This window comes from Oenococcus kitaharae, from assembly GCF_025758695.1.
GTDB lineage: Bacteria > Bacillota > Bacilli > Lactobacillales > Lactobacillaceae > Oenococcus > Oenococcus kitaharae_A.
Window position 1 is genome coordinate 513,714 of the sequence record NZ_JANJQP010000002.1, and the last position, 24,814, is coordinate 538,527.

At 44.4% G+C, this 24,814-nt stretch carries 25 protein-coding genes, 1 other RNA gene and 1 pseudogene; 24 read left to right on the forward strand and 3 right to left on the reverse strand.

Features of this window, described 5'->3' with window-relative positions; translation table 11 throughout:
- Positions 1 to 27 precede the first annotated feature (27 nt).
- The 3 genes from NRF22_RS05940 to NRF22_RS05950 all read left to right on the forward strand — a co-directional run bounded on the left by NRF22_RS05940 (position 28) and on the right by NRF22_RS05950 (position 3,432).
- Positions 28 to 1,275, forward strand: a complete 1,248-nt coding sequence (locus NRF22_RS05940) for an NlpC/P60 family protein (RefSeq protein ID WP_007747266.1) — start codon at positions 28 to 30, stop codon at positions 1,273 to 1,275.
- 1 nt (position 1,276) lies between these two features.
- Entirely contained in the window at positions 1,277 to 2,281 is a 1,005-nt protein-coding gene (locus NRF22_RS05945; protein WP_263779673.1) for a tRNA dihydrouridine synthase, read from the forward strand.
- Positions 2,282 to 2,424: 143 nt separating this feature from the next.
- Entirely contained in the window at positions 2,425 to 3,432 is a 1,008-nt protein-coding gene (locus tag NRF22_RS05950; RefSeq protein ID WP_263779675.1) for a low temperature requirement protein A, read from the forward strand.
- Positions 3,433 to 3,549: 117 nt separating this feature from the next.
- Here NRF22_RS05950 and NRF22_RS05955 read toward each other — a convergent pair whose 3' ends face one another.
- From NRF22_RS05955 to NRF22_RS05965, 3 genes are read right to left on the reverse strand one after another with little or no spacing between them, the layout of a single operon-like run.
- Positions 3,550 to 4,302: an amino acid ABC transporter ATP-binding protein gene (locus NRF22_RS05955; RefSeq protein ID WP_318528707.1), complete on the reverse strand. Its 753-nt coding sequence runs from the start codon at positions 4,300 to 4,302 to the stop codon at positions 3,550 to 3,552.
- Positions 4,295 to 4,987 (reverse strand): amino acid ABC transporter permease, encoded by a 693-nt coding sequence (locus NRF22_RS05960; protein WP_007747258.1) that lies wholly within the window; start codon positions 4,985 to 4,987, stop codon positions 4,295 to 4,297. Before NRF22_RS05960 ends, NRF22_RS05955 begins: the two co-directional genes overlap by 8 nt.
- A 3-nt stretch (positions 4,988 to 4,990) precedes the next feature.
- Positions 4,991 to 5,848, reverse strand: a complete 858-nt coding sequence (locus tag NRF22_RS05965; protein WP_263779676.1) for a transporter substrate-binding domain-containing protein — start codon at positions 5,846 to 5,848, stop codon at positions 4,991 to 4,993.
- A 70-nt stretch (positions 5,849 to 5,918) separates the two neighbouring features.
- Between NRF22_RS05965 and NRF22_RS05970 the strand changes: the two genes are divergently transcribed.
- From NRF22_RS05970 to NRF22_RS06070, 21 genes and pseudogenes are all read left to right on the forward strand, one after another.
- Entirely contained in the window at positions 5,919 to 6,323 is a 405-nt protein-coding gene (locus tag NRF22_RS05970) for a Mini-ribonuclease 3 (protein ID WP_263779677.1), read from the forward strand.
- Positions 6,316 to 7,050 (forward strand): 23S rRNA (guanosine(2251)-2'-O)-methyltransferase RlmB, encoded by a 735-nt coding sequence (gene rlmB / locus NRF22_RS05975; RefSeq protein ID WP_263779678.1) that lies wholly within the window; start codon positions 6,316 to 6,318, stop codon positions 7,048 to 7,050. Before NRF22_RS05970 ends, rlmB begins: the two co-directional genes overlap by 8 nt.
- A 206-nt stretch (positions 7,051 to 7,256) precedes the next feature.
- Positions 7,257 to 7,820 (forward strand): sigma factor, encoded by a 564-nt coding sequence (locus tag NRF22_RS05980; protein ID WP_007747251.1) that lies wholly within the window; start codon positions 7,257 to 7,259, stop codon positions 7,818 to 7,820.
- Between the two features lie 44 nt (positions 7,821 to 7,864).
- Entirely contained in the window at positions 7,865 to 8,041 is a 177-nt protein-coding gene (secE, locus tag NRF22_RS05985) for a preprotein translocase subunit SecE (RefSeq protein WP_007747249.1), read from the forward strand.
- Between the two features lie 73 nt (positions 8,042 to 8,114).
- Positions 8,115 to 8,672, forward strand: coding sequence for a transcription termination/antitermination protein NusG (gene nusG / locus NRF22_RS05990; protein WP_007747240.1), 558 nt, complete (start codon positions 8,115 to 8,117; stop codon positions 8,670 to 8,672).
- 127 nt (positions 8,673 to 8,799) lie between these two features.
- Positions 8,800 to 10,356, forward strand: coding sequence for a gluconokinase (gntK, locus tag NRF22_RS05995; protein ID WP_263779681.1), 1,557 nt, complete (start codon positions 8,800 to 8,802; stop codon positions 10,354 to 10,356).
- Positions 10,357 to 10,397: 41 nt separating this feature from the next.
- Positions 10,398 to 11,897 carry a gluconate:H+ symporter gene (locus NRF22_RS06000; protein WP_007747227.1) on the forward strand — a complete coding sequence of 500 codons (1,500 nt, stop codon included), beginning with the start codon at positions 10,398 to 10,400 and terminating at the stop codon, positions 11,895 to 11,897.
- Positions 11,898 to 12,015: 118 nt separating this feature from the next.
- Positions 12,016 to 12,435, forward strand: a pseudogene (rplK, locus tag NRF22_RS06005) (50S ribosomal protein L11); the annotation flags it as partial.
- A 170-nt stretch (positions 12,436 to 12,605) separates the two neighbouring features.
- On the forward strand, positions 12,606 to 13,298 hold the full coding sequence (gene rplA, locus NRF22_RS06010) for a 50S ribosomal protein L1 (RefSeq protein ID WP_007747223.1): 693 nt from the start codon (positions 12,606 to 12,608) through the stop codon (positions 13,296 to 13,298).
- Positions 13,299 to 13,479: 181 nt separating this feature from the next.
- Entirely contained in the window at positions 13,480 to 13,989 is a 510-nt protein-coding gene (gene rplJ, locus NRF22_RS06015) for a 50S ribosomal protein L10 (protein ID WP_007747221.1), read from the forward strand.
- A 104-nt stretch (positions 13,990 to 14,093) separates the two neighbouring features.
- The gene (rplL, locus tag NRF22_RS06020; protein ID WP_007747220.1) at positions 14,094 to 14,459 is read left to right on the forward strand and encodes a 50S ribosomal protein L7/L12; all 366 of its coding nucleotides are present in this window, start codon (positions 14,094 to 14,096) and stop codon (positions 14,457 to 14,459) included.
- A gap of 184 nt (positions 14,460 to 14,643) precedes the next feature.
- Positions 14,644 to 15,258: a class I SAM-dependent methyltransferase gene (locus NRF22_RS06025; RefSeq protein ID WP_263779682.1), complete on the forward strand. Its 615-nt coding sequence runs from the start codon at positions 14,644 to 14,646 to the stop codon at positions 15,256 to 15,258.
- A complete protein-coding gene (locus NRF22_RS06030) occupies positions 15,233 to 15,700 on the forward strand; it encodes a nucleoside deaminase (RefSeq protein ID WP_263779683.1) in 468 nt (155 codons plus the stop codon). Before NRF22_RS06025 ends, NRF22_RS06030 begins: the two co-directional genes overlap by 26 nt.
- A 134-nt stretch (positions 15,701 to 15,834) precedes the next feature.
- Positions 15,835 to 18,585, forward strand: a complete 2,751-nt coding sequence (locus NRF22_RS06035) for a cation-translocating P-type ATPase (RefSeq protein WP_263779684.1) — start codon at positions 15,835 to 15,837, stop codon at positions 18,583 to 18,585.
- 78 nt (positions 18,586 to 18,663) lie between these two features.
- Positions 18,664 to 21,054: a Xaa-Pro dipeptidyl-peptidase gene (locus tag NRF22_RS06040; protein WP_263779685.1), complete on the forward strand. Its 2,391-nt coding sequence runs from the start codon at positions 18,664 to 18,666 to the stop codon at positions 21,052 to 21,054.
- Between the two features lie 20 nt (positions 21,055 to 21,074).
- An RNA gene (ffs, locus tag NRF22_RS06045) (signal recognition particle sRNA small type) lies at positions 21,075 to 21,173 on the forward strand.
- Between the two features lie 15 nt (positions 21,174 to 21,188).
- Positions 21,189 to 23,012: a DNA polymerase III subunit gamma/tau gene (gene dnaX / locus NRF22_RS06050; RefSeq protein ID WP_263779686.1), complete on the forward strand. Its 1,824-nt coding sequence runs from the start codon at positions 21,189 to 21,191 to the stop codon at positions 23,010 to 23,012.
- Between the two features lie 3 nt (positions 23,013 to 23,015).
- Positions 23,016 to 23,621: a recombination mediator RecR gene (gene recR / locus NRF22_RS06055; protein ID WP_007747210.1), complete on the forward strand. Its 606-nt coding sequence runs from the start codon at positions 23,016 to 23,018 to the stop codon at positions 23,619 to 23,621.
- Positions 23,618 to 23,845, forward strand: coding sequence for a hypothetical protein (locus NRF22_RS06060; RefSeq protein WP_263779687.1), 228 nt, complete (start codon positions 23,618 to 23,620; stop codon positions 23,843 to 23,845). Before recR ends, NRF22_RS06060 begins: the two co-directional genes overlap by 4 nt.
- A complete protein-coding gene (gene tmk, locus NRF22_RS06065) occupies positions 23,842 to 24,483 on the forward strand; it encodes a dTMP kinase (RefSeq protein WP_263779688.1) in 642 nt (213 codons plus the stop codon). Before NRF22_RS06060 ends, tmk begins: the two co-directional genes overlap by 4 nt.
- Entirely contained in the window at positions 24,480 to 24,806 is a 327-nt protein-coding gene (locus NRF22_RS06070; RefSeq protein ID WP_007747206.1) for a cyclic-di-AMP receptor, read from the forward strand. The genes tmk and NRF22_RS06070 overlap by 4 nt, the downstream gene beginning before the upstream one ends.
- Positions 24,807 to 24,814 lie beyond the last annotated feature (8 nt).

Below are 24,814 nucleotides of genomic sequence, written 5' to 3' on the forward strand. Positions count from 1 at the left end.
CCTTTTTTTTTACGGTAAATTAGAGATATGCAATATCGCAATTTTTTGACAATCAAAAATCATTGGATTTTCTCGCCGAATACTTCCATTGGCGAGGTTAGTCAGTATTTTACTGACTTTAGGACTTTTCAGTTTAAAGGCCGTTTTATTTCGGACGACCTAATTGCTCAGATAGCCGCTGCTGAAAAGAATTTTTCCTCTGTCCAATCTGCCTTGGATGGTTTGACGGATATTTTTATCAATCACATGCTTCCGGTTGACCAGTGGGCCTACAGTCGCGATCAATATTCGGACAATGAGGCTCTTTTTGCAGTCAACATTGGCATTATTCCCTTCGAAAATCCTGATGGTCAGCGTGGCGAGAATTTGAGTTATACTTTCCAAATTTTTCGCAACCAATCGATTTTGGATCTCGTCAAACACGGGCGCTGGCTTGATGATGAGGTGAGCGGTTTTGAAGAACTGAATTATTATTTTGCCAGAACAAGCGATCTATTAAAATTTCGTGATTTCCAGACTGGCTTGGCAGGTCAGCCATCAGCCGTCTTTAAACAGGTTCAGCCCTTTATTGACGAACTAAATAATCAGGAATTGGTCGTTCGAAGGATCGAGGCTGAACGATCACCCAGTTTCCTAGCCGTAAATTTGACACCTGATTTTGATAATTGGGAGAGTTCAGGCGCCGCACAATTGGACAAGGTAAACGCTTTTGATGTCCAAAGCAAAATCAGCGGTTTGTTCCCTCATGTTTCCGATGCCGAAATTGCCGAATTAAAGCATAAGGCCGATATTTTTAAAAATCTGCAGCGGATTAGACGCGAGGATACTGTTTTCGGGCCTGATGTGTATCAGCCCGTACGCAAGTCACCAACTGCAATTCCAAAAAAATATCAAACTCGAGAAATTATCTCAGTAAAAAGGACACTAGCCAATGCTGTATCTTTGCTGAATATTCCTTTCGTCTGGGGCGGAAATGATCAAAAAGGATTGGATATACCGGGTTTTGTTGCATATTTGCGCTTGATTTCTGGTCTTAGCGACATTGGAGACAAAGTGTATGTCCAGGCTGCTAGTCTGCGCCAAGCCGGAAGGCGAGAAAAGAATTACGCCCAATCTTTGCCTGGAGACCTGCTTTTTTGGGGGAGAAAGGGCGCTGAGTTCAGCGTGGCTATGTACATTGGCGGTGGCCAATCGATCGGTTTAAAAGGCCCGAATAGTCGGGTTCAGATACAAGCAGTCACAGGATCGCCTGTCGCATTTGAGGGTATTTACTAATATGACAGCAGATTTTTGGGATCGCATTCAGACAAATGCAAAGAAATCTGGTGAGCCTTTTTTTAGTCTGGCACCAATGGAGGCTGTCACGGATAGCGTTTTTCGTCAAGTGGTCGCAAAGGCGGCCGCGCCGAACGTTTTTAATACGGAATTCACAAATGCGTTAAGTATTACACACCCGAAAGCCAAATTTTCTGTGATGGGCCGGCTGCATGTTTCACCTAATGAACAGCAGCGGCCGGTTGTCCAGCTATGGGGCAACCAGCCTGAAGCATTTGTAAGGGCTGCTGAAGCGGTCAAAAATCAAGGTTTTAAGGCAATTGATTTGAATATGGGTTGTCCCGATTCAACCGTCGTTAAAAACGGCGGTGGTTCGGATTTAATCCGTCATATGCAGACGGCTGCCGATGTGATCGCTGCCAGCAAAATGGCAGGGCTGCCGGTTTCTGTGAAGACGCGATTAGGATTTTCTCGTGTGGACGAAATGAATGATTGGCTGCCTTGGCTTTTACGGCAGGATGTTAGAGTCCTAACTGTTCATTTACGTACGCGAAAGGAAATGAGCAAGGTCCCGGCACATTTTGAGCTGATTGATCAGATCGTCAAGATGCGAGACAAAATTGCACCGCAGACAATGCTGCAGATAAACGGTGATATCAAGACGCGACAGCAAGGCATCGAATTGGCTGAGCAGCATCCTGGGTTGGATGGAATTATGATTGGCCGCGGTATTTTTGAAAATCCTTACTGTTTTGAAAAGACGCCCCAGCAACATTCCCTAGGGGAGCTCTTGGATCTTTTTGAATTTCAGTTAGATTTATATGACCAATATGTTGCTGAGGTTGGGCCGAAACGTTTTGAAGCCTTGCGACGTTTCTTCAAAATTTATGTTCGTGGGCTGGCTGAGGCCGCAAAGTATCGGGACCGCTTGGTCAACACACATAGTTCTGATGAGGCCCGTGCGATTATCACCGAACTGCGTGAACGAGCCTGCAGCTTCAGCTGAATGTTGTGATATAGAACAAAAATGGCTGAGCCCTTTGGCGGATGTTTTATAATCTTAAATAATTGAGGCAGATCAAGATACTGAACTTTTTTGGAAGACCAAGGAATATTACCGAACAAATCAGGCACCGTAAAATCAGCTGGTTGGAACTATTCTACGATTTAATTTTTTCGGTTGTTTTGGAAAGGCTGACCAGCGGATTAGTGGCAGATTTTTCATGGCCGCGTTTTTTCAATGCTAGTGTCTTGTTTTTCTGGTTCTTTTGGAGCTGGCATGAGACCTCGGGCTATTTTGATAACCACGGCAATGACAGCATCCTGAATGTTTTGATTATTAATGTTCAACTGATTTTGGCAGGTATTGCTGCCTTGTTTATTCCTGATGCGATTGCTGGCAATTATACAAATATCTTAATTGCTTTTGTGCCGATGGAATTGCTGCTGATTGCGGTTTGGTACATTATCGGCCATTTTGATCCGACACATGGGCCGGCATCGCGTGCCTGGGCGACAGTCTACAGCTTTGCTCTGCTTTTGCTGCTTATTGGCCTATTTGCACCAACAGCTGGTAAGTTTGTGATCATTTTAGCCACGCTGCTGATCAATTATCTGGTTGTTTTTTTCGCAAATCCGCGTTTGAGACGAGAATATGAAAACACGCATATGCCTTTTGTTTTGAAGGATTCGCTGATTGAGCGGTACGGCCTGATGACGATGATCGCTTTAGGCGAAGTGATTGTTGGCCTTTATGAAGCTATTGGTCATCCGGTGACAATGCTTGGCCTAACAGAGTTTATTATGAGCATTGTTCTCGTCGCTTTGGTGACAGCTGTCTATTACCAGGTGATTGGTGAATTGCATGTACAGATGGCCTCCTCGATTCAGGTTATGGCTGTACGCTGGCTTTTTTTGCTGGATATCTATGCGGTAATGCTTTTTGGTGTTTTTCTCATTTTTGTCTTGGAGAAAGATCAGCTTGCACAAAGGCTCTGGCTGTCATTTTTGCTGTTTGCAAGCCTTTTTGTGATGTGGCTGATTCACAGAGGATCACTTCGCACGATAAACAGGCAAGGGGTACAAATAAACCCTTATTTTTCATGTTTGAGTTTGCTGCTATGCTGGCCGTGGCTTTTCTGCATAAAAGTTGGATGATTCTGTGCCTAGACCTGATTATGCTGCTTGTCATTTTGCATTATCGTTATATCCAACCGGTCAAAGCTGAAAATTAGTACATAAAAACCCGCTCATAACCTGTGAGCGGGTTTTTATTTAATTATTAACTTCGAGCAGTTTGCTGAGAAATTCCTGTGCCCGCGGATTTTGCGGGTGAGAGAAAAATTCATCGGGCTTAGCGTCTTCGGCAATCTTACCCTGATCTAAAAACCAGACGCGATCAGCAACTTTTTTGGCAAATCCCATTTCATGCGTAACAACAACCATTGTCATACCTTCAGCTGCTAAATCCTGCATGACTTTCAATACTTCGCCGACCATTTCTGGATCCAGCGCTGAGGTTGGTTCATCAAAGAGCATCACATCCGGGTTCATCGCAAGTGCTCTTGCAATGGCGACACGCTGTGCCTGCCCGCCTGATAAGGAATTGGGGAAGGCATCGATTTTTTCTGTCAGACCGACTTTTTCCAATAATTCCTGAGCTTTTGCCCGCGCTTGAGAAGCCGGGATCAAACCTAATTTAACTGGTGCTAAGGTAATATTGCGTTCAACATTTAAGTGTGGAAAGAGGTTGAATGATTGAAACACCATCCCCATTTTACGGCGGACAGCGTCCAATTCTTTATCCTTCAAAGTTGTTAGATCCTGACCTTCGAATAGAACGGATCCTGAAGTCGGCGTATCCAGCATGTTCAGGTCACGGATTAAAGTTGATTTTCCGGTTCCGGAAGGGCCGATCAAAGTCACTACTTCAGAACGGTTGATTTTCGCATTAATATGATCCAAAACAAGTGATTTGCCGAATTTCTTGGTTAGCCCCTTTAATTCGATAATCGTATCTTCAGTCATGTTTCATCTTCCTTTCAAAATGTTTCATGATTCTAGATAGGCTGAAAGTGAGTATGAAATAAATAGCAGCTGCAATAATTAAAGGTGTGACGCCGTTAAAAGTAGTTGCTCGCATGTTATTTATTTGGTACATGATATCAGGCGCACCGATAATCAGGACAATTGACGACTCTTTGATCAGGGCGACGAATTCATTTCCCAGTGCCGGCCAAATATTTTTCAAAGCCTGCGGAATGACAACAAAACGCATTGTTGTTCTCTGCGAAAGGCCTAATGATCTTGCTGCCTCGGTCTGACCGATATTAACCGAATTAAATCCACCGCGAATAGCTTCTGAAACATAAGCTGATGAATTAATCGAAACGGCAATAATGCCGGCCGGAATTGTGGCAATATTTGGCTGAATATGGATACCTGTGACCGATAGAATGGCACCCAAGATCAAAGGCAGCGAAAAGTACACGAATTCCAACTGTACAATCATCGGCGTGCCTCTAAGAATTTCGACATAAGTACCCGCAACTGCCCGGATTGTCTTATGATGCGACATATGCATGAGTGCAATAATCAAACCTAAAATCGAGCCGATAATAACTGACGCGATAGAAATAACCAGCGTCACTTCTAAACCGGATAAAATCTCGTCTCTAAAGCGCCAAGCCAGCGTGTTGGATAAAAAATTCATCACTTACTTTGCCTTACCTAATTGCTTGCCAGCTTGAGCGATCCATTTTGGAAATACTTTTTGCTTGTTAACTTTTTTGATAATTTTGTTAATATGCGCAACCAGTGTGTGCTGATGCTTTGGGATCACAACCTGCATGCCTTCTTCGTTCTGCACACCTTTAGGATAGCTTGCGTAAACGTACTTCAAACCTGATACACTGTGTGCATAAGCCTGGCCGACACCGCCCGATAAAGCAACGGCGTCAATTTTATTAGTCTGCAAAGCCAAAATTAAATCGTTGTTGGACTGCATCTGCACAAAATGAGCAGCTGAGAGTTTATTTTTCGCCAATGAGCTTTTGATCAGACTTTCCTGACGTGCTGAGGTTTGAACGCCAACTCTTTTACCAGCTAAGTTTTTATAAGACTTAATTTTCTTGGCTTCAGATTTGTTGATGACAAGAGTCTCTTTCGCTGTGTAATATGGAATTGAAAAATCTACTTGTTTTTTTCTTTCCGGCGTTGAACCCATGCCGGCAATTAAGACATCAACTCTGCCAGATTTTTGAGCCACGAGTAGAGAATCAAAAGACATATTTTTGATTTCTAGTTTGACGCCTAGACCCTTAGCCAACCTTTTAGCCAAACTCATATCGGCACCTGCTGGCGTCTGCTTGCCATTCTTTTGTGCTAAAAATTCATACGGCGGGAAATCAGCAGACGTACCAACAATCAATTTCCCTCGGGTTTTGATCTTCGAATACAGCACATCCTGTTTATTTCCCGCCGCTTGAACTTGACTTCCAGCTGTCGCAAAAATACCAGTAACTGCAATCGCCGACACTAAACCGCTAAAAAACTTGCTTACTAATTTTTTCATTTTAAAACTTTCTCCTAAATAATTAAATCTTCACACTAAAATAAGTGAATTGCACACTATAATAAAGACCATGATTGCAGATGTCAAGGGTTTCAATGGACTTTCGCTGGCTTTTATCGGCGATGCCGTTGATGAACTGAAAATTAGAACTTATTTACTTTCCACGGGATTAACAAAAGTGAACGATCTTCAAAAACGATCCAAGGAATTTGTTGCTGCCAAAGCACATGCCAAGCTTTACTTTTTATTAGAAGAAGAACACATTTTAACTGAAGAAGAGACCGAGATTTATAAACGTGGACGCAATTCGCATCCGCATACGAAGGCCAAAAATACTGATTTTGCTACCTATCAGATTTCGACAGGTGTTGAAGCTGTTTTGGGTTATCTATATTTGAAGAATGATCAAAAGCGTCTGGATCAGATCATTAATTGGATGATAGAGAAAGTAGAAAGCGGGCAGACACGTGGTTAAAGAAGTTGTATACGGGATTCATGCCGCCATCGAGGCGCTGGATAACAATAAAAGCGTCAGCCGTATTTATTTAAGCGATTCTCTGGCAAAAAATCGTGTTTTGGAGATTGAAAAGAAGGCTGTTATTGGTCATCAGCCGATTGTTAAAGTTGATAACCGACGTTTGGACGAATTGACCGATCATGGCAACCACCAAGGTGTGGCAGTTGAAATAGAAGCCTACAGTTACGTGGCATTGCCAGAAATTCTAGCCAAAAAAACTGATCACGACCCTTTTTTGGTTATTTTAGATGAGATCGAAGATCCGCAGAATTTAGGTTCGATTTTACGAACGGCTGATGCAGCAGGCATTGATGGGATCATTATTCCGAAAAGACGTGCCGTCCAATTGACGCAAACAGTTGCTAAAATCTCAACCGGAGCAATTGAGCACGTCCCAGTTGCCCGCGTGACCAACATCAATAATGCTATTGACAGTTTAAAAGATGCAGGCTTTTGGATTTTCGGCACGGATATGAAGGGTCAGGACTATACCCAATGGAATGCTAAAGGACCAGTCGCATTGGTCATCGGCAATGAAGGACGCGGCATTTCGCCGCAGACTAAAAAGAAAGTTGATCAAATGCTGACGATTCCAATGGTCGGGCACGTGCAGTCGCTGAATGCCGGCGTTGCTGCCGCATTATTAATCTATCAAGGCTTTAATAGCCGCCGCATTGGGTCTTAATGTAATCTATTAAAATTTTATTATTTTAATACTTTGTTCTCAGCTGAGCGGTTTTTTCTGTTGAAAAAAGCCACCGCCCCCGAGTACCCTTTAATTATTAGTAAAACATTATTCACGATAATTCCTGAAAATACGAACATATATTCGCTTATCCTAATCGATCGTGTAAGCTAAGCTGACTTTAAATTTTGGAAGAGGTTAAGTTGATGCGGATAGAAAAGGCACTGAATAAAATTAGTCAAGGGGATGAGACGGGTTATGAACACATTATTTTGGTCACTAAGGGGTTAGTCAGAAAAATTTATTATCATTATTTAAGCAATGTTTTGGAGCTGGATGATTGGGAAAGTGAGTGTTTGACGGTTCTCATGCACGCAGTGCGTCGTTACCATACAAATGGGAACTGCAAATTTACCACCTATTATTACGCTGCACTGCAGCATAAAGCTATGGATCTGCTGCGTAAAAGTTATTCTAAAAAGGAACAGAACCGTCGCCAGAATGTGTCCTTAGAAGAACTGGCCTTTAACGGATATGATCCGGTAGATCACGGGTGGAATCAGGCGCAGACAAAAATGGATTTTGAGGATGCGATCAGCCAAACTGATTTTCGGGCTGGCGACAAAGAATCGCTTGCCATTAAAGAACTGTTTGGTGATTTAAAACAGGCGCAAATTGTTCAAAAGCAGGTCAAAGCGCACTCGCTGGATTATCGGAAAAAGCGTGTGACCAGAGATATTTACGCACATTTTTATGGTTTAGGCGAATAATGGACATAAGCAGATGGAAAAAATCTGTTAGAATGAACTTAACTATGATTCGCTATATTAAAGGTACAATTGCAGAAATGAAAAAAGTGACTTGGCTGAATGGCAGTGAGACCAGTCGGGACACGAGCTATGTGATCTTCAGTGCGATTTTTTTTGCCGGCTTTCTTGGAATTGTTGATTATTTAGTCGGACTTGGCGTTCGCTTGTTGATGAATCGATAAAAATCAGTTAAAATTGTTATTAAAGAGACCAAGGGCGACCGAGGTTTTTTATTTTGATTAAAAAGAGGCAATAATGGTTGAACAAGAATTACAAAAGGATTGGTACGTGGTTCATACCTATTCTGGTTACGAAAATCGTGTCAAACTAAACTTAGAGCAGCGTCGTGAATCAATGGGCATGACTGATTTCATTTTTCAGGTCATTGTGCCGGAAAACGAAACGATTAAGACTGGGCCTAATGGTGAATTGAAAAAGGTTGTCGAAAACGATTTCCCTGGTTATGTGCTGGTTGAAATGGTGATGACAGACCAATCTTGGTATGTTGTCCGTAACACGCCTGGTGTGACTGGATTCTTGGGTTCTCATGGACAAGGATCAAAGCCAAACCCTGTAACGAAAGATGAGATTGACCGGATCATGCACCGCATGGGCCTGATCGAACGCAAAGTTGATGATCTGAATGTTGAAGTCGGCGAGACGGTTTCAATTGTTGGTGGTGCCATGAATGGTATGGAAGGCAAAGTAACAGCGATTGACCGCGAAAAACAAGAGGTCAAAGTATTGGTTGACATGTTTGGCCGAGAAACTGAAACTGAAGTTCCTTTCAACGATATCGATAAGATTTATTGAGTGTATAATTTATCAGGTAACCGTTTGCCTGAAATAGATTTCCAAGCTGAGAAATGGTTTCGCAACTCATTTTTCGGCTTTTTTTATTGAGCATAATTCGGGCAGCTTCTTACATTGGAGGATAGATATGGACTACATGATTGGTGTGGACCTTGGAACAACTAGTACAAAATCAGTCCTTTTTGATCTCAAAGGGCATGTGATCGCCTCTGCTAATAATGGGTATCCCCTTTACAGAGACGAGCCTGATATGGCTGAAGAAGATCCAGTCGAGATTTTCGAAGCTTTGATTGATTCTTTGACCGATGTTGTGCGCAAGGCCGAATTAAAACAAGGTGATCAAGTGTTGGGCGTTTCCTTTAGCTCTGCGATGCATTCTTTAATTGCTTTTGATAAAGATTGGCAGCCCTTGACGCGTGTGATTACTTGGGCCGATGGCCGAGCGGTTAAATATGCCGAACAGCTGAAAAAAGATGGTACTGGGCAGGAAATTTACAGCAAGACCGGTACGCCGATTCATCCCATGGCACCTTTAAGCAAATTGCTATGGCTGAAAAACGAACGGCCGGATATTTATAAAAAAGCTGCCCATTACTTAGGTATTAAGGAATATATTTTTCACCGTTTATTCAATGCTAACAAAATGGATATTTCCATCGCGTCAGGTACTGGATTGTTTAACATTTTCAAACTGCAGTGGGATCAGCAGGCCTTGGCATTAACCGGCTTGTCGGTCGATCAATTGCCAAAACCAGTTGAACCCTACGAAATGGAACGCGGCATGATTTCTGAATATGCAAAAGTGATCGGTATTCCGGTGCAGACGCCTTTTATATATGGTGCCGGTGATGGGCCTTTGTCTAATTTGGGTGTTAATGCGATTCAACCAGGTGTGGCAGCCGTGACCATTGGGACTTCCGGTGCGATTCGTGTTGTGACTGATAAGCCAAAAATTGATCCAAAAGGGCGGACATTTACTTATGCTTTGGATCGTGATCATTGGGTTGTCGGCGGGCCTGTCAACAATGGCGGAGATGTGTTTCGCTGGGCAAGAGATAATTTGTTTGATGCTGAAAAATCAACAGCTGCCTTACTGGGCATTGACTCTTATGACTTGTTGACAAAGATTGCTTCTAAAGTGCCGGCTGGTGCTGACGGTCTGCTCTTTCATCCTTATTTGAGTGGTGAACGTGCACCGATTTGGGATGCTAACGCGAGAGGCTCTTTCTTCGGCCTGACACATTACCACACGCGTGCACATATGGTGCGTGCTGTTCTGGAAGGCATTATTTTCAATATTTATATGGTGGCTTTGGCGTTGGAAGAAGTCGTCGGCGATTTGAAATCGGTTCAGGCGACTGGCGGCTTTGCCCGTTCAGCTTTGTGGCGTCAGATGCTGGCAGATATTTTTGAACAGTCTGTCACGGTACCACAAGCCTTTGAATCCGGCGCTTTGGCTGCCACGGTTATTGGTCAGAAAGCTTTAGGCCTGACTGATAAGATTGAAAACATTGCCGGCATGGTTGGCGAAGCAAAAACCTATGAGCCGAATCCGGATAATTATCAGGTCTATCGTGAATTGACGCCGATCTTTATCCGTTTGAGCCGGCAATTGCAGACTGAATATGAGAACATCGCTAATTTTCAGCGTGAGCATGTTCACATTAAGATGACTGAAGAATAAAAAAGTATTTGAGCATAAAAAGGATTTGACGGAGGAAGTTTATGTTATCACTGGCAGCTATTACAGTTGACCCGAAAACCGGCTTTTATGATTGGCAGATGGGCGGGTTGAATGTTTGGCCATTTTTAATCTTGGTTTTGGGCATTATTTTATTGTTAACTTTGATTTTGAAGTTTAAAATCAACACATTTGTCACTTTGATTGTTGTCTCGATTGTTGTTGCATTCGCTTTAGGCATGAATCCAGCTGGTATTGCCGATGCGATTAAAAATGGTATTGGCGGCACATTAGGAGAACTGGTTGTCGTCTTCGGCTTTGGATCGATGATCGGCCGTTTGGTATCTGATTCAGGTGGTTCTTATCGAATTGCCAAAACACTGATTGCCATGTTTGGCAGAAAACGCCTGCAGTGGGCGGTTGCCTTTGCCTCCTTCATTATTGGTATTTCTCTGCTATTTGAAGTCGGCTTGGTTGTTTTGATTCCGATTGTCTTTACAATTGCTTTGGAAGCTGGCGTGCCTTTGCTTTATTTAGGCATTCCAATGGCGACAGCTTTGTCGGCTGCTCAAGGATTCTTGCCGCCGCAGCCTGCACCAACAGCGGTGACGAATGTGCTTGGTGCCAACATGGGGATGGTCTTAATCTACGGTATCTTAGTTGCTATTCCGGCAATGATTGTGGCCGGCCCATTATTTACACGTGTCGCACAAAAGTATTTGCCCAAAGCCTTCAAAATTACGAAACATTTGGATGCCTTAGGAACTGTCAAAGAGTTTAAATTAGAAGAAACACCTTCTTTTGGGCTTTCAATTCTGACTTCTTTGATGGCTGTTATCTTTATGGTTGTGACAACTATTATTACGATGATTGTCAATGGCGGCAAGCAAGTATACGGTGGCGTGATTGGCGATACAGCTTGGAAAGCCATGACTAGTGCTGCACAAAATGGTTATCTGCTTCATCCGACTGATTTTCAGAAAATCGTCGCTTTTCTCGGTAATCCTCTGATTGCGATGGTCATTGCGCTGCTGTTTGCCATGTGGTCAATGGGCCGTCACCAAAAGCGTTCTATTAAGGAAGTTAACGCAACGCTATCTGATGCGATCAAGTCAATCGCTAATTTATTAATGGTTATTGGCGGCGGCGCAGCTTTTAAGGGCGTCTTGACTTCCGGTGGTATTTCGACGGCGATTGCTCAGGCATTTGCCCATTCATCAATGTCGCCAATTCTGTTTGCTTGGCTGGTAGCTGTGATTATCCGTGTTTCGGTGGGCTCAGCGACAGTTGCGGGGATGACATCGGCTGGTATCGTGGCTCCGATCGTGGCTGCGCAGACAGCGATCAATCCAGCTTTTGTGGTTCTGGCTATCGGTGCCGGTTCTTTGGCTGCAAGTCATGTCAATGATGCGGGTTTTTGGATGTTTAAAGAGTTCTTTGACTTGGATGTCAAAGAGACATTGAAGACTTGGACCGTTTTGGAAACACTGATTTCAGTGGTCGGGCTGCTGATGGTCTTATTGCTGGCAGCAATTTTCCATTAAATGATTGATAAAATCAGTGGAAGAGCGTATAGTCATAACTGCATGTTTGTAGACAATCATGTGCGGGAGTGGCGTCACGGCTACGTATCACCGCTAGATTACGAGAGGAGACATTATCGTGGCAAAAAATGTCGTAAAAATTGTTAAATTACAAATTCCAGCCGCCAAAGCAACCCCAGCACCACCTGTTGGACCAGCTCTAGGCCAGGCCGGTGTAAATATCGGGCAGTTCACTAAGGACTTCAACGCTCAGACTAAGGATCAAGCGGGTTCAATCATCCCAGTTGTCATTTCTGTTTATGACGATCGTTCTTTCACCTTTGTTTTGAAGACACCTCCTGCATCGGACTTGCTCCGTAAGGCAGCAAAAGTTGATAAGGGTTCTGGACAACCAAATACGTTAAAGGTTGCTAATGTGACCTCAGCTCAGATAGAAGAAATTGCAAAGATTAAGCTGCCTGATTTGAACGCAGCCAGTGTCGAAGCTGCTGTGAAAGTTGTTAGTGGAACTGCTCGTTCTATGGGCTTTTTGATTGATGGCAAGTCATTGGACGATGGTGCTGCACGCTTGGCTACCGGTGCTGAAATTGCTGAAGCCGAAGCTGAAGCCGAAGCTGAAGGTGCTGCTGCTGAAGCTGGTATCGTACCTAAGAAAGATGATGATGACGCTGACGCTACTGACGCGCCTGCAGAAGGGAGTGCCGAATAATGACTAAAAAACACAGTAAAAAGTATTTAGCCGCCGTCGAAAAAGTTGATGCGAGCAAGAAATATTCTTTGGCTGATGCCACAGCACTCGTTAAAGAGATTGCTTTTACAAAGTTCGATTCCAATGTTGAAGTTGTCTTTGACTTGAATGTTGATACGACTAAAGCTGATCAGCAGCTGCGTGGTGCCATTGTGCTGCCTAACGGTTCTGGCAATGATAAAAAAGTTGCTGTCTTTGCTGAAGGCGATAAGGCGAAGGAAGCTTCTGATGCCGGTGCTGATTTCGTTGGCACAGATGAATTGGTTGAGAAGGTCAAGGCTGGCTGGACTGACTTCGATGTTGCGATTGCGACACCGGATCAAATGGCTAAAGTCGGCCGTGTCGGCCGTGCTTTAGGACCAAAAGGCTTGATGCCTAACCCTAAAGAAGGAACTGTGACGCTGGATGTTGCTAAGGCAGTTAAAGATGCCAAGGGCGGCCAAGTCACATATCGTACCGACAAAAATGGTAATGTTGCCGTACCAGTTGGTAAAGTTTCATTTGATGCTGAAAAATTGGCACAGAACGTTAAGACTGTTTCTTCCACTGTTCTCTCGGCTCGTCCAAGTACAGTTAAAGGCACTTACGTCCTGAGTGCACACCTGGCTTCTACAATGGGCCCTGGTATTGCCCTTGATGTTGCATCACTATAACGAATAAAACGACTTGAGAAATCAGGTCGTTTTGTATATACTCATATAAGTAAATATCGTTTTTACCTAAGACGTCGGTTGCTGCAAAGTGTAATTCCTGCCGAGGAAAGCTAATTTTTCCATGGCCGCGTCTAGTGCGCGGTTTTCTTATGTATAGAACTATTTACGGAAAGGATATCTTATGAGCGAAAAAGCGATTGCGATTAAAGCCCAAAAAGTTGACGAAGTCGCTGATCTGTTTGCAAATTCAGTTTCAGCTGTCGTTGCCAACGTTCGTGGCCTGACTGTCGCACAGGCTGATGATTTGCGTTCTCAGCTTCGTGATGAAGGTGTCTCCCTGAAGGTTATCAAGAACAAAATTTTGACTCGTGCTGCTGAAAAAGCCGGCTATAAAGAGTTGAATGATGTCTTTAATGGCCCTTCGGCGGTTGCCTTTTCTAAAGAAGACGTTGTCGCACCTGCCCGTATTTTGAAAAAGTTCAGCAAGACTGCTGATGCTTTGGAATTAAAAGGTGGTGTGATCGGCGGTAAAGTCGCAGATCTCGACACAATTAATCGTTACGCAGCATTGCCTTCCAAAGAGACTTTGCTTCAGCAATTGCTTGCTGAATTCCAGTCACCACTCCGCAGCTTTATGTATGCGGTTAAAGCGGTTGCTGAAAAGCGTGAAGCTGATGGCGAGACTGCCTAAGCTAGCGATAACGCAGCAAATTAATAGTTATTAGAGTATTAACTTTTTTAACGATCGAAAATAAATAAGACGCAGATTTGTATCTGCACGTTGGAGGAAAAAACATGGCATTTGATAAAGATGCAATTATCGCTTCTTTGAAAGAAGCTTCAATCCTCGATTTGGCTGACTTAGTTAAAGCTATCGAAGATGAATTTGGTGTTTCAGCTGCTGCTCCAGTTGCAGCTGGAGCAGGTGCTGGCGAAGAAGCCGCAGCTAAGGATTCGTTTGACGTTGAATTAACCGAACCTGGCCAAGCTAAGATTGGTGTTATCAAGGCTGTTCGTGATGCTACTGGCCTTGGTTTGAAAGAGTCTAAAGACTTAGTTGATGGTGCACCATCAGTTATCAAGTCAGCATTGAGCGAAAGCGATGCTAACGACTTGAAAGCTAAGTTGGAAGCTGCTGGCGCAACTGTTACTCTTAAGTAATCAGCTGAAGTTTGATTCAAAACGATTCGAAATTTCCTGTTTGGAGTTCGGATCGTTTTTTATTTTGTCCTAAAAGATATGGCTGCATTTGTTCACTTTTCTTTTCAGGATATAATAGGGACAGTCAAGCCGGCGTTGCATCAGACCTTATGAACAGGCGGCCGAAAGATTTTTGAATTGAAATATGACAGATAAAAACGAACAATATTTTACAGCTGAACCTAGTTCCCAACATGATTATCAGGAAATTTCCTTTGATTTCTCAGGCAAGACCTTTTTTTTCAAAACAGATGCCGGCGTTTTTTCGAAAAATCGCATTGATTACGGTACGCGGGTACTGCTGGATTGTGTAGCCGATCATTATTCGGAAATACGATCGGGGTTTATCTTAGATTTGGGCTGCGGTTACGGCGTTGTTGGTGTTGCGCTGAAATCGCTGGATCCAAGGCGCGAGTTGACCATGACAGATATTAATCTGCGCTCATTGGCGCTGGCAAAAGAGAATTTACAGCGAAATCAGTTGGATGCTGAAGTGCTGCAATCAAATATTTATGATGGCCTGAATGGCGAGTTTGCAGCCATCGTCGTCAATCCGCCTATTCGTGCCGGCAAACAAGTCGTCACGAAAATGCTGACAGAGGCTAGGAAACATTTGTCTTCCGGCGGTATGATTTTTGCTGTTTTGCAAAAAAAGCAGGGCGCGCCTTCAGCTGAAAAAAATTTGATGGCCGCCTTTGGCAATGTTGAAATCTTAAAACGCGATAAGGGATACTATGTCTTACGATCAACCAAGCAATGAATATTTCATGCAGCAGGCTTTAAACGAAGCCAAACAGGCTTTTTTGGAAGGCGAGGTGCCAATCGGTGCAGTCCTAGTTAAGGATGGCCAACTGCTTGTTTCTGATCATAATCGCAAAGAACAGTTAGGCAGTGCGACGGCTCATGCAGAAAAGCTCGTGATTGAGCGTGCAAATAAGCTGGTTGGTAATTGGCGGTTGACCGGCTGTCAGCTGTTTGTCACGATTGAACCTTGTGTGATGTGTTGCGGTGCCATTATTCAAAGCCGTTTGCCGGAACTTTTTTACGGCGCCAAAGACCCTAAATTTGGTGCCGTGGCCTCTTTGTATCGCGTCTTAGAGGATAGCCGAGCTAATCATTTTGTCAGTGTCCAAGGCGGTCTGATGGCTGATGAGGCGGCTTCTTTAATGCAGGATTTTTTTAGAAAACTTCGTGAAAACTGATTTTTTTACAAATATCGCATCTAACTAACTCTTGGATAGATATACAATGATCACAGAAAAGCGCAAGCCTGTTTTGGCCGTCAAATGATAATTAATGCAAACAGGCTGGTGTTGGATGTTATCGAGGCAAATATATGGACGATGAGCAATTAGCCCGGACTGAATTAGACGAGCTTTACCGCAAATTTTCTTCAAGCAGCCAAGGGTTGTCGACTGCACAGGCAGCTTCGCAGTTAAAGTTATCCGGTCCGAATATTATCAGCAAAGCTCGCGGCGAGTCTCAATTGAAGGCTTTTTTTAAATCATTTTCAAGCATGATGGCTGTTTTGCTTTGGGTGTCTGGTGTGATTGCAATCTTTGCCGGCATGAGCGAACTGGGCGTCGCGATCTGGACTGTCAATGTGATTAACGGCCTCTTCTCTTTTTGGCAGGAGTTTGCTGCAAAAAAAGCGACCGATTCTTTGATGAAACTGCTGCCAACGTATGCACATGTTTATCGGGATGGCAAACTGCAGCAGATTGATGCCACACAACTGGTTCCTGGCGATATTTTTTCGGTTCAGGCCGGCAATTCTGTTTCTGCTGATGCACGGATCATTGAATCAGACGAACTGGAGGTTGATGAATCAGCCTTAACTGGCGAATCCCTGCTTGTCAGCAAATCTTCTGCCTTTGCAAAGGGAGCCGGTAAATTTGCATATAGTAATCTGGTTTATGCTGGTACGACTGTTGCCAGCGGCAGCGGGCTGGCAATTGCTTTAGCGACCGGTATGAAGACGGAGTTTGGCCAGATTGCCCGTTTGACCCAATCCACTAAACAAGTCGATTCACCGCTTCATTTGGAACTCAATCGCCTGACTCGACAATTATCAATTATTGCGGTCTCAATTGGGACCCTGTTTTTTCTTGCCGCTGTTTTCTTTGTGAAAAATCCAATCGCCAAATCCTTCATTTTTGCTCTAGGCATGATCGTCGCATTTATTCCGGAAGGGCTTTTGCCGACTGTGACCCTGTCTTTAGCACAAGCCGTCCAACGTATGGCACGCAAAAATGCGTTGGTTAAAAATCTCAATTCTGTCGAGACTTTAGGCGAAACGACTGTGATTGCCACCGATAAGACGGGTACGCTGACGCAGAACCAAATGACGATTAACCATGTTTGGACTAAAGAATCCGAGTATGAGGTGACTGGGGAAGGCTATGTGAAAAATGGCCAGATTCGCGAAAAAAACAAACCAATTCATTTAGACAGGCATCCGACCCTAAAACAATTGATCACGATTGCCAGCCTCGATAACGACACTGAGGTACAGCCGGCCAAATCCTTAAAGGACCGCCCGAAAATCATTGGCACACCAACTGAGGCGTCTCTGGTTATCCTGGCGCAAAAATCAGGTATCGATTTAGCCACTTTGAAACAAACTTTACCGCGAATTCATGAACTGACCTTTGATTCCAGACGCCAGCGTATGTCAACCATTCATCAAGCCGGCGACGGCAAACGCCTTATTCTGACTAAAGGTGCTTTGGATTTTGTTTTGTCAGTGACAGACCGTATTTTGGATCACGGTGTTGAGCGTGCTATCACTGATGATGACAAGACCGAAATTCTCGCAGCAAACCGGCGTTATGCTGGTGATGGCCTGCGTTCTTTAGCTTTTGCCTATCGCAGCTTTCAAGATGATAGCGACCCTAAGACTTATCATGTCAGCAATTGCGAGCAGCATCTGATCTTTGTTGGCCTGGCCGCTATGTCCGACCCGCCGCGACCGGAAATATATGAAGCTATCCGCAAGGCACATGCAGCCGGTATCAAAATCATCATGGTGACTGGTGATTCTGAATTAACCGCCAAATCGATCGCAACAAGGATCGGCCTTGTCTCTGAATCAGCTCGTGTTGTGACAGGTGCAGAACTTTCCAAAATGACGACTGATCAGCTCACGGATGCGTTGGCAGGTGAGATTATTTTTGCTCGTGTAGCACCTGAACAAAAATATCAAATTGTCACAGCCTTGCAATCCATGGGGCATATTGTGGCGTCCACTGGTGATGGCGTCAACGATGCGCCAGCCCTAAAGAAGGCCAATATTGGTGTGGCAATGGGTGTAACAGGCACCGATGTGGCCAAGGATGCCGCCGATATGATTCTGACAGACGATAATTTTGCGTCCATCGTGGCTGCCATTGAAGAAGGACGAGTTGTTTACGCAGATATCCAAAAGTTTTTGTTGTATATTTTAAATTCCAATTTGCCGGAAGCTGTTCCATCCGTGCTGTTTTTGCTCTCGGGAGGGACGATTCCGCTCTCTTTGACTGTTATGCAGATTTTAACGGTTGACTTAGGAACTGATATGCTGCCAGCCTTGGGACTGGGTGCTGAAAAAATAGAAGCCGGCGTGATGGATCAGCCTCCACGGGATCGGCATGCTCATTTGCTGACGAAAAATCTTTTGCTAAAGGCATTTGCCTGGTATGGACTTTGGGGCTCAATCATCTCAACGGCTGCTTACTTCTTCGCCAACTGGACTTTTGGCTGGCCTGGCCAAGCTTTGGTATCGTCGGGAGGCGATTATCGAAAAGCCACCACAATGACGCTAGCTGGGATCGTTTTCTTCCAAATTGCTGCAGCATTGAATGCCAGAACACAGCGAACGTCAGTCTTTAAAATCGGCGTTTTCTCAAATTATCACATTGATTTTGGGATTTTATTTGAAATCCTGCTGCTGTTGTTGCTGATGTATGTGCCTTTCTTACAGAACCTGTTTCAGACCGGTCCGCTAAACAGCAATGAATGGCTGCTGTTAGTATGTATCCCGGTTCCAATGGTTCTGTTAGAAGAAGCTCGCAAGGCTTTGGTGAGAAAGTACCGGCACCCAAGCTGATTGAGATAATATTGACCGCCTCATGCGGTTTTTTTACTATACTTAGAGATAAATTATCTACGATGAAGGGGTTTTATTTTGACTGAGCAATTCCGATATAACGCATTTAGCGATTATTCATCTTTTAATCCGGCCGAGGAGCTTAAAAAGATTCATATGATTGACGACCAATTTGTCAAACAGTCGTTTTCGGTCAATCTGAAGCATTTTTTTGACCATCTGTTTCCTAATTGCCAGTCAAAACAGAGCTTGATAGAAGCTCAGGCCAATATCTTGATTGTCGATACTGTGCCGTTGGACCAATTATGGCAAAATACGCTGACCGAACTCCCTGCTGAACAATTCTATGCGGCTATTTGCCAAATACTGGATTTTAATGCCGGGCTTGATTTTGAATTGACAGCCAGCAGAGACTTTTTAACAAAGAGCGGTCAGAAAATTCTGTCTGATGAGACAGTCGATACAGCTAATTTGGTGCAGTTTATGTTCAATGCTTTGAATTTGCGTTCAGCAAACGGTTTAAGCCTGATTGACAACCTGGTCAATGACGGTTATTTGCGAAAAGCTTGGCCGCAGGATCTGCCTTTGCCTTTGTTTTTCGCCGGTAAAACACTGGCCGTTGTCCCAAAATCTGATTTGATTAGTGAAGCTGTTTATGTTGATTCCCAATTAGATGGCGATCATGACGGCAAAAATGATTTAATTCAGTTGGTTTTGACGCGGCCCAAACAGTCCGGTCCCGATTTAAAGGTACCGATTATTTTAACGGCCAGTCCCTATTATTACGGCACGAACGATATGGCCGAGGATGTTCATAACCCGGATGGTGACTTAGCAGTTAAAGACAATTTTGATTTTGCTGATCAACCAATTGCTGACGACCAAGTGCTTTTACCAGCCTTGACCGCTGATCAACAAAGCCAGTCAGCTGCTTTTCAACAGACTTTGAAAAGTGGCGCTGCCTCTTTTCCATTGAATGATTATTTTTTGGCCCGCGGTTATGCGGTGGCTTATTATGCCGGCCCTGGCACACGCGGGTCAGACGGCCTGCGTTCTTCCGGCGGGCCCGATGAGACGATTGCTTGTTGTGCAGCCATCGAGTATTTAAGTGGACACCGTCTAGCTTTTACAGATAAAACAGCTAGCCATAGTCTCCATGCCGACTGGTCTAATGGTTCGGTAGCCATGACTGGCCGCAGCTATCTTGGAACTTTGGCAACAGCTTGTGCGACACGCAATCCAGCTGGGCTGAAGACCATTATCTCCGAATCGGCTATCTCTTCTTGGTATGACTACTACCGTGAGAACGGTCTGGTGGTCGCACCTGGCGGTTTTCAGGGCGAAGACGCTGATGTTTTAGCATTAGACACATTTTCGCGCTGGTTTGATGCTGCTGAAATGGCAAAAAGCAAGCAGATTTTTCAGGACAGTTTAGCAGAAATGAAGGTTGAAGAAGACCGTACAACGGGTAATTACACAGCTTTTTGGGACAAGCGCAATTATCTAAAAGACGCAGGCAACATTAAAATTGATTGTTTATATACTCATGGATTGAACGATTGGAATGTTAAACCGATCAATGTTTTCAATATCCTAAAAAGTCTGAAGGGAACAGGGAACGCAGCAGCCAAAGTGATTCTTCACCAGGGCCGGCATATCAGCCCGCATGATATTCGTTCTTTGGATTACCTAGATATCTGTAATCTATGGCTCAGCCATGAGCTTTATGGCCAAGATAATCAGGTTGAAAAAAGCTTGCCGGATGTCATGGTAGAAGATAATCTGGATCCGGAAATTTGGCACAGCCAGCAGGATTGGGCTAAAAGTGAACGCCATCAATCTACTGTTTTGGCTGCATTGTCGAGTGCCAAGACAGCTGGCTATGATGATGATCTGGGCCAGATTTATCGGGAAAACTATCACGATTACACAAGCTACGAAAAAGATTTCTATGCAGGTGATGCGCGTTTTGCCAAATCTACTGCTGTTTTTGATCTGCCATCATTTGGCGAGGCAACGATTAATGGCCGCGTGCAGGTTGATTTGCGCATTCAGACAGATCGGACCGTTGGCCTGGTCACAGCAGCTTTAGTCGAATTAGATGCTAAAGAACATGCTAGCCAAACAACTAAGGCAATCTTAAACCGTGGTTTTCAATTGAGTCTTGGCGACAGGCAAGTCCCTTTGCGTGATTTCTTCAAGCAATCAGTGAAGGCTCACTTGATCGCAAACGGTCATCTGAATCTGCAGAATCTGAAAGGGCCTGGGAAAATCAACCAACTAAAGCCCGATCGATATGTCCAGGCCGTTTTCTATTTGCAGCCGACTGTTTATCGTCTGACTGACCAGACCAAGCTGCGTTTATATATTTTTGGCAGTGATATGCAATACACGCTTCACCCCAAGACTGTTCAGCACTATCAGCTTAATTTGGAAAAAAGTCATGTGATTCTGCCCTTGAATTCATAGTTCCAGTCAAAATCCGGTATAATGGAATAGCGGGCAAACGCCGCTAGTGAATCAGGTCAGGACAGGAATGTAGCAGCCTTAAACTAGTCAGGCGCTGTGCTCGTTTTTATTTCTGCAATGTTAGAATTTTATTAATGTATAAAGCACTTTATCGACAATACCGGCCGCGCACTTTTAGTGATTTGGTCGGCCAAAAAGTAATCGCACAGACGCTGGAAAATGCGCTGAAAGAGAATAAAGTCGGGCATGCTTATCTGTTTGCCGGTCCTCGCGGCACTGGCAAGACTTCGGTGGCCAAGATTTTTGCGCGCGAAATTGAAGGAATTCCTTCTGATAGCGACCAGGATACTTTTACAGATATTATCGAAATCGACGCGGCTTCCAATAATGGTGTTGACGAGATCCGCAATCTTCGCGATGCTGCCAATTACGCACCGATTGAATATCCTTTTAAGATTTATATCATTGATGAAGTACATATGCTGTCGACCGGCGCTTTTAATGCACTCTTGAAGACAATCGAGGAGCCGCCGGCGCAAGTTAAATTTATTTTGGCAACAACCGAGCCTCAGAAAATACCAGCAACGATTCTCAGCCGTGTACAGCGTTTTGATTTTCGGCGTATCAGTGTTGAAGATATCGTTGCCCGTTTGCAGTACGTCTTGGATGATCAAAAAATTGCCTACGATCCTGAGGCCTTGACTGTAATTGCAAACGCTTCTGACGGCGGGCTGCGGGATGCTTTGTCAATTCTTGATCAGGCTGTTGCTGTTTCGACGACCGGCCGAATCGAATTGTCAGATGCTTTTGAAATTACAGGGAGCAGCCGAATCGATGATCAGCTGGGTTTCCTTGGCCACCTGCTCAATAAACAGACTGACCAGGCTTTTGAAGACCTGCACCGTTTGCTGCTTGACGGCAAAGACCCTGTTCGTTTTGCTGAAGATCTGCTGGTTCTATTAAAAAATCTCATGCTGGTCAAAATTGCGCCTGAGTTGGTCAAGGAAACCGATAGCCAGAAGATTCAGGCATTTTCGGCCGGTTATCATAATGCTGTTTTCCAACAAGTCATTGATTTGGTTGCTGACAGCTTAGCAAAAATGAAACAAACGACTCGACCAGAGCTCTACTTAGAGATTTTGGCTGTCAAAATTGTTTCACAGCAAAGCGAGTTGCAGCCTAAACAGGATGCCATCGCTGATCAGGTTCCAGTTGACTCGGCTGCTGATGCCGCTGAACCAAGTGAACAAGCAGCAGATAATACTCCAGTGGCCCAACAATTAGACAATGCTCATGGCAATTCAAGCAGCGAAGCTGACGAAGATAGTCAGCCCGCGCAGCCTGTAGATCAGCCGCGAACTGTCGAACAACAGATTCCGACAAAAAAAGTACTAACAAGTTCAACGCCGGTTAGTACCGATAGTGCAGCGGCTTGGCACGTGATGGCCGAAGCTGTTAAAGAAGAGCTGCGTGCAGTTCAAGACGCTTGGCCTGATATTCAAGCCGATTTTGATCCGGCAGTCCTGATGTTGGCCGAAAATGCTGAACCGGTCGCGGCCAGCCGAACTGCCTTGATTTTTGCCTTTAACCATCCTGAATTGGCTGATGCGGCAGCTGAGACAGCTGATTTTGTTGGCAAACTAGCAGAAAGCCTATCAGATTTATTAGGAGTCGATTACCAGCTCGTTTTTATCAGCGATACCGCTTGGATGACTTTAAAAAAGAATTATATTGCCAAACTGCATGGTGCTGATATTGATCCGCCGATGCCGGTACCTGAGTTAAAAAAAAACGAAGCAGATAGCCAAGCCGCTTTAAGCCAAAGCCCACAACTGCAACCGGATATTCCTGAAAAATCTAGTGAAGCTGTGCCTGAAGAAGCTGGTGACAATGCCGATGTGGTTGAAAAGGCAGAAAAGTTATTTGGAAATATTGTCAAAGTGAAGGGTGAGAAATAATTTATGCAGTATCCTGATGCGATTGCAAAATTGATTGAATCATATAGCAAGTTGCCGGGTATCGGCAGAAAGACAGCCACTCGGCTGGCTTTTTATACCTTAGGCATGTCAGAAGAAGATGTGAGCAATTTTTCAGAAAGTTTAAAAGCCAGCAAATCAGATCTGACTTTTTGTCAAGTATGCGGCTTTATCACGTCAAAAAGTGATAATCCTTGTGTGATTTGCAGCGATCCTTCTCGCGATCAAAGTAAAATTTTTGTTGTTGAAGACAGCCAAGATGAGATGGCTATTGAAAGCACACACGATTATCACGGTCTTTATCACGTACTGAACGGCGTTTTGTCGCCAATGGCAGGGCGCGGACCAGAGGACATTAATGTGAGCAGTTTGATCACCCGCCTGTCCGATCACCCAGAGGTCAAAGAGGTGATTATCGGATTGAACGCATCCACAGAAGGAGAGGCGACGACTTTGTACCTGGGTCGTCTTATCAAGCCGGCTGGGATCAAAGTAACGCGTCTGGCGTTAGGATTATCAATGGGAACAAATGTTAACTACGCCGACCAGCTGACATTGACGCAAGCTGTTAATGGGAGGACAGAAATATGATCTGGGGTAAAAAAATTTCTTATAGCGAATTTTTCCACGAAAATCTGATTGCTGCTGTCGGGCGTCTCCAAGATGCTTACGATGCTGCTCTTCAGACAGAAAGAAATTTGCAATCCGGGCATGTCAATCAGCGTATTATTCATGCTAAAACGATGCTGGCCAAAGACAAACAAGCCTATTTGATACGCCAGATTCGCCTAAAAGATATTGGAGTCCGTAAATGAGTCGTGGCTATTTTATTTCAATCGAGGGGCCTGATGGCGCTGGCAAGTCCAGCTTAATTGACCGCTTAACGCCCAAACTGCATGCCTTGCTGGGCGACCGGTTTTTTCAAACGCGCGAACCGGGCGGTGTGCGTATCTCTGAGGCAATCAGAAAAATCATTTTAAATAATGATTACTCGGAAATGGATGCCCGTACCGAGGCTTTGCTGTTTGCCGCTGCCAGAGCTCAGCACGTGACTGAGAAGATTCGGCCTGCCTTAGCAGCTGGCAAAATTATTCTTTCGGATCGTTTTCTCGATTCATCGATTGCTTATCAGGGCGGCGGCCGCAGCTTAGGGGTTCAAGAAGTTCGCCAAATCAACCTCTTCGCTACTGCCGGCTTGCAGCCGGACTTGACACTGCTGCTCGACTTGCCTAGCGAAGTCGGCCTCGCAAGAATTATGAAACACCGCAAAAATGATGTTGATCGTATGGACCAGGATCCCTTGGCTTTTCATCAAAAGGTCCGTCAGACTTATCTGCAGCTTGCGCAAGCTGATCCTGGGCGTATAAAAGTCATCGATGCTTGTGAAAGGGCTGAAAAAATTGCGGATAATGCTTTACAATTAATTCAAGAAAGTTTGAAAGGTAAAATATGAAACTTATTACTGCAATTGTACAGGACAAAGACGCTTCTTCAGTTGCCAATGCCTTAGTGGAAAATAATATTCGAGCAACGCGTTTGGCCTCAGCCGGGGGATTTTTGCGGTCTGGCAACTCGACTTTTTTGATTGCTGTCAGTGACGAAGATGTCAATAAGACAATTGATGTGATCAAAGAACATTCTAAGACGCGAAAACAGTTTGTCACACCACCAGTTGGCTTGGATATGAGTTTGGACACAATTGGCGAGCCTATTGAGGTAGAGATTGGCGGTGCGACTATTATCGTACAAGCCGTCGAGGATTTTCAACACTTTTAATGTCGGCC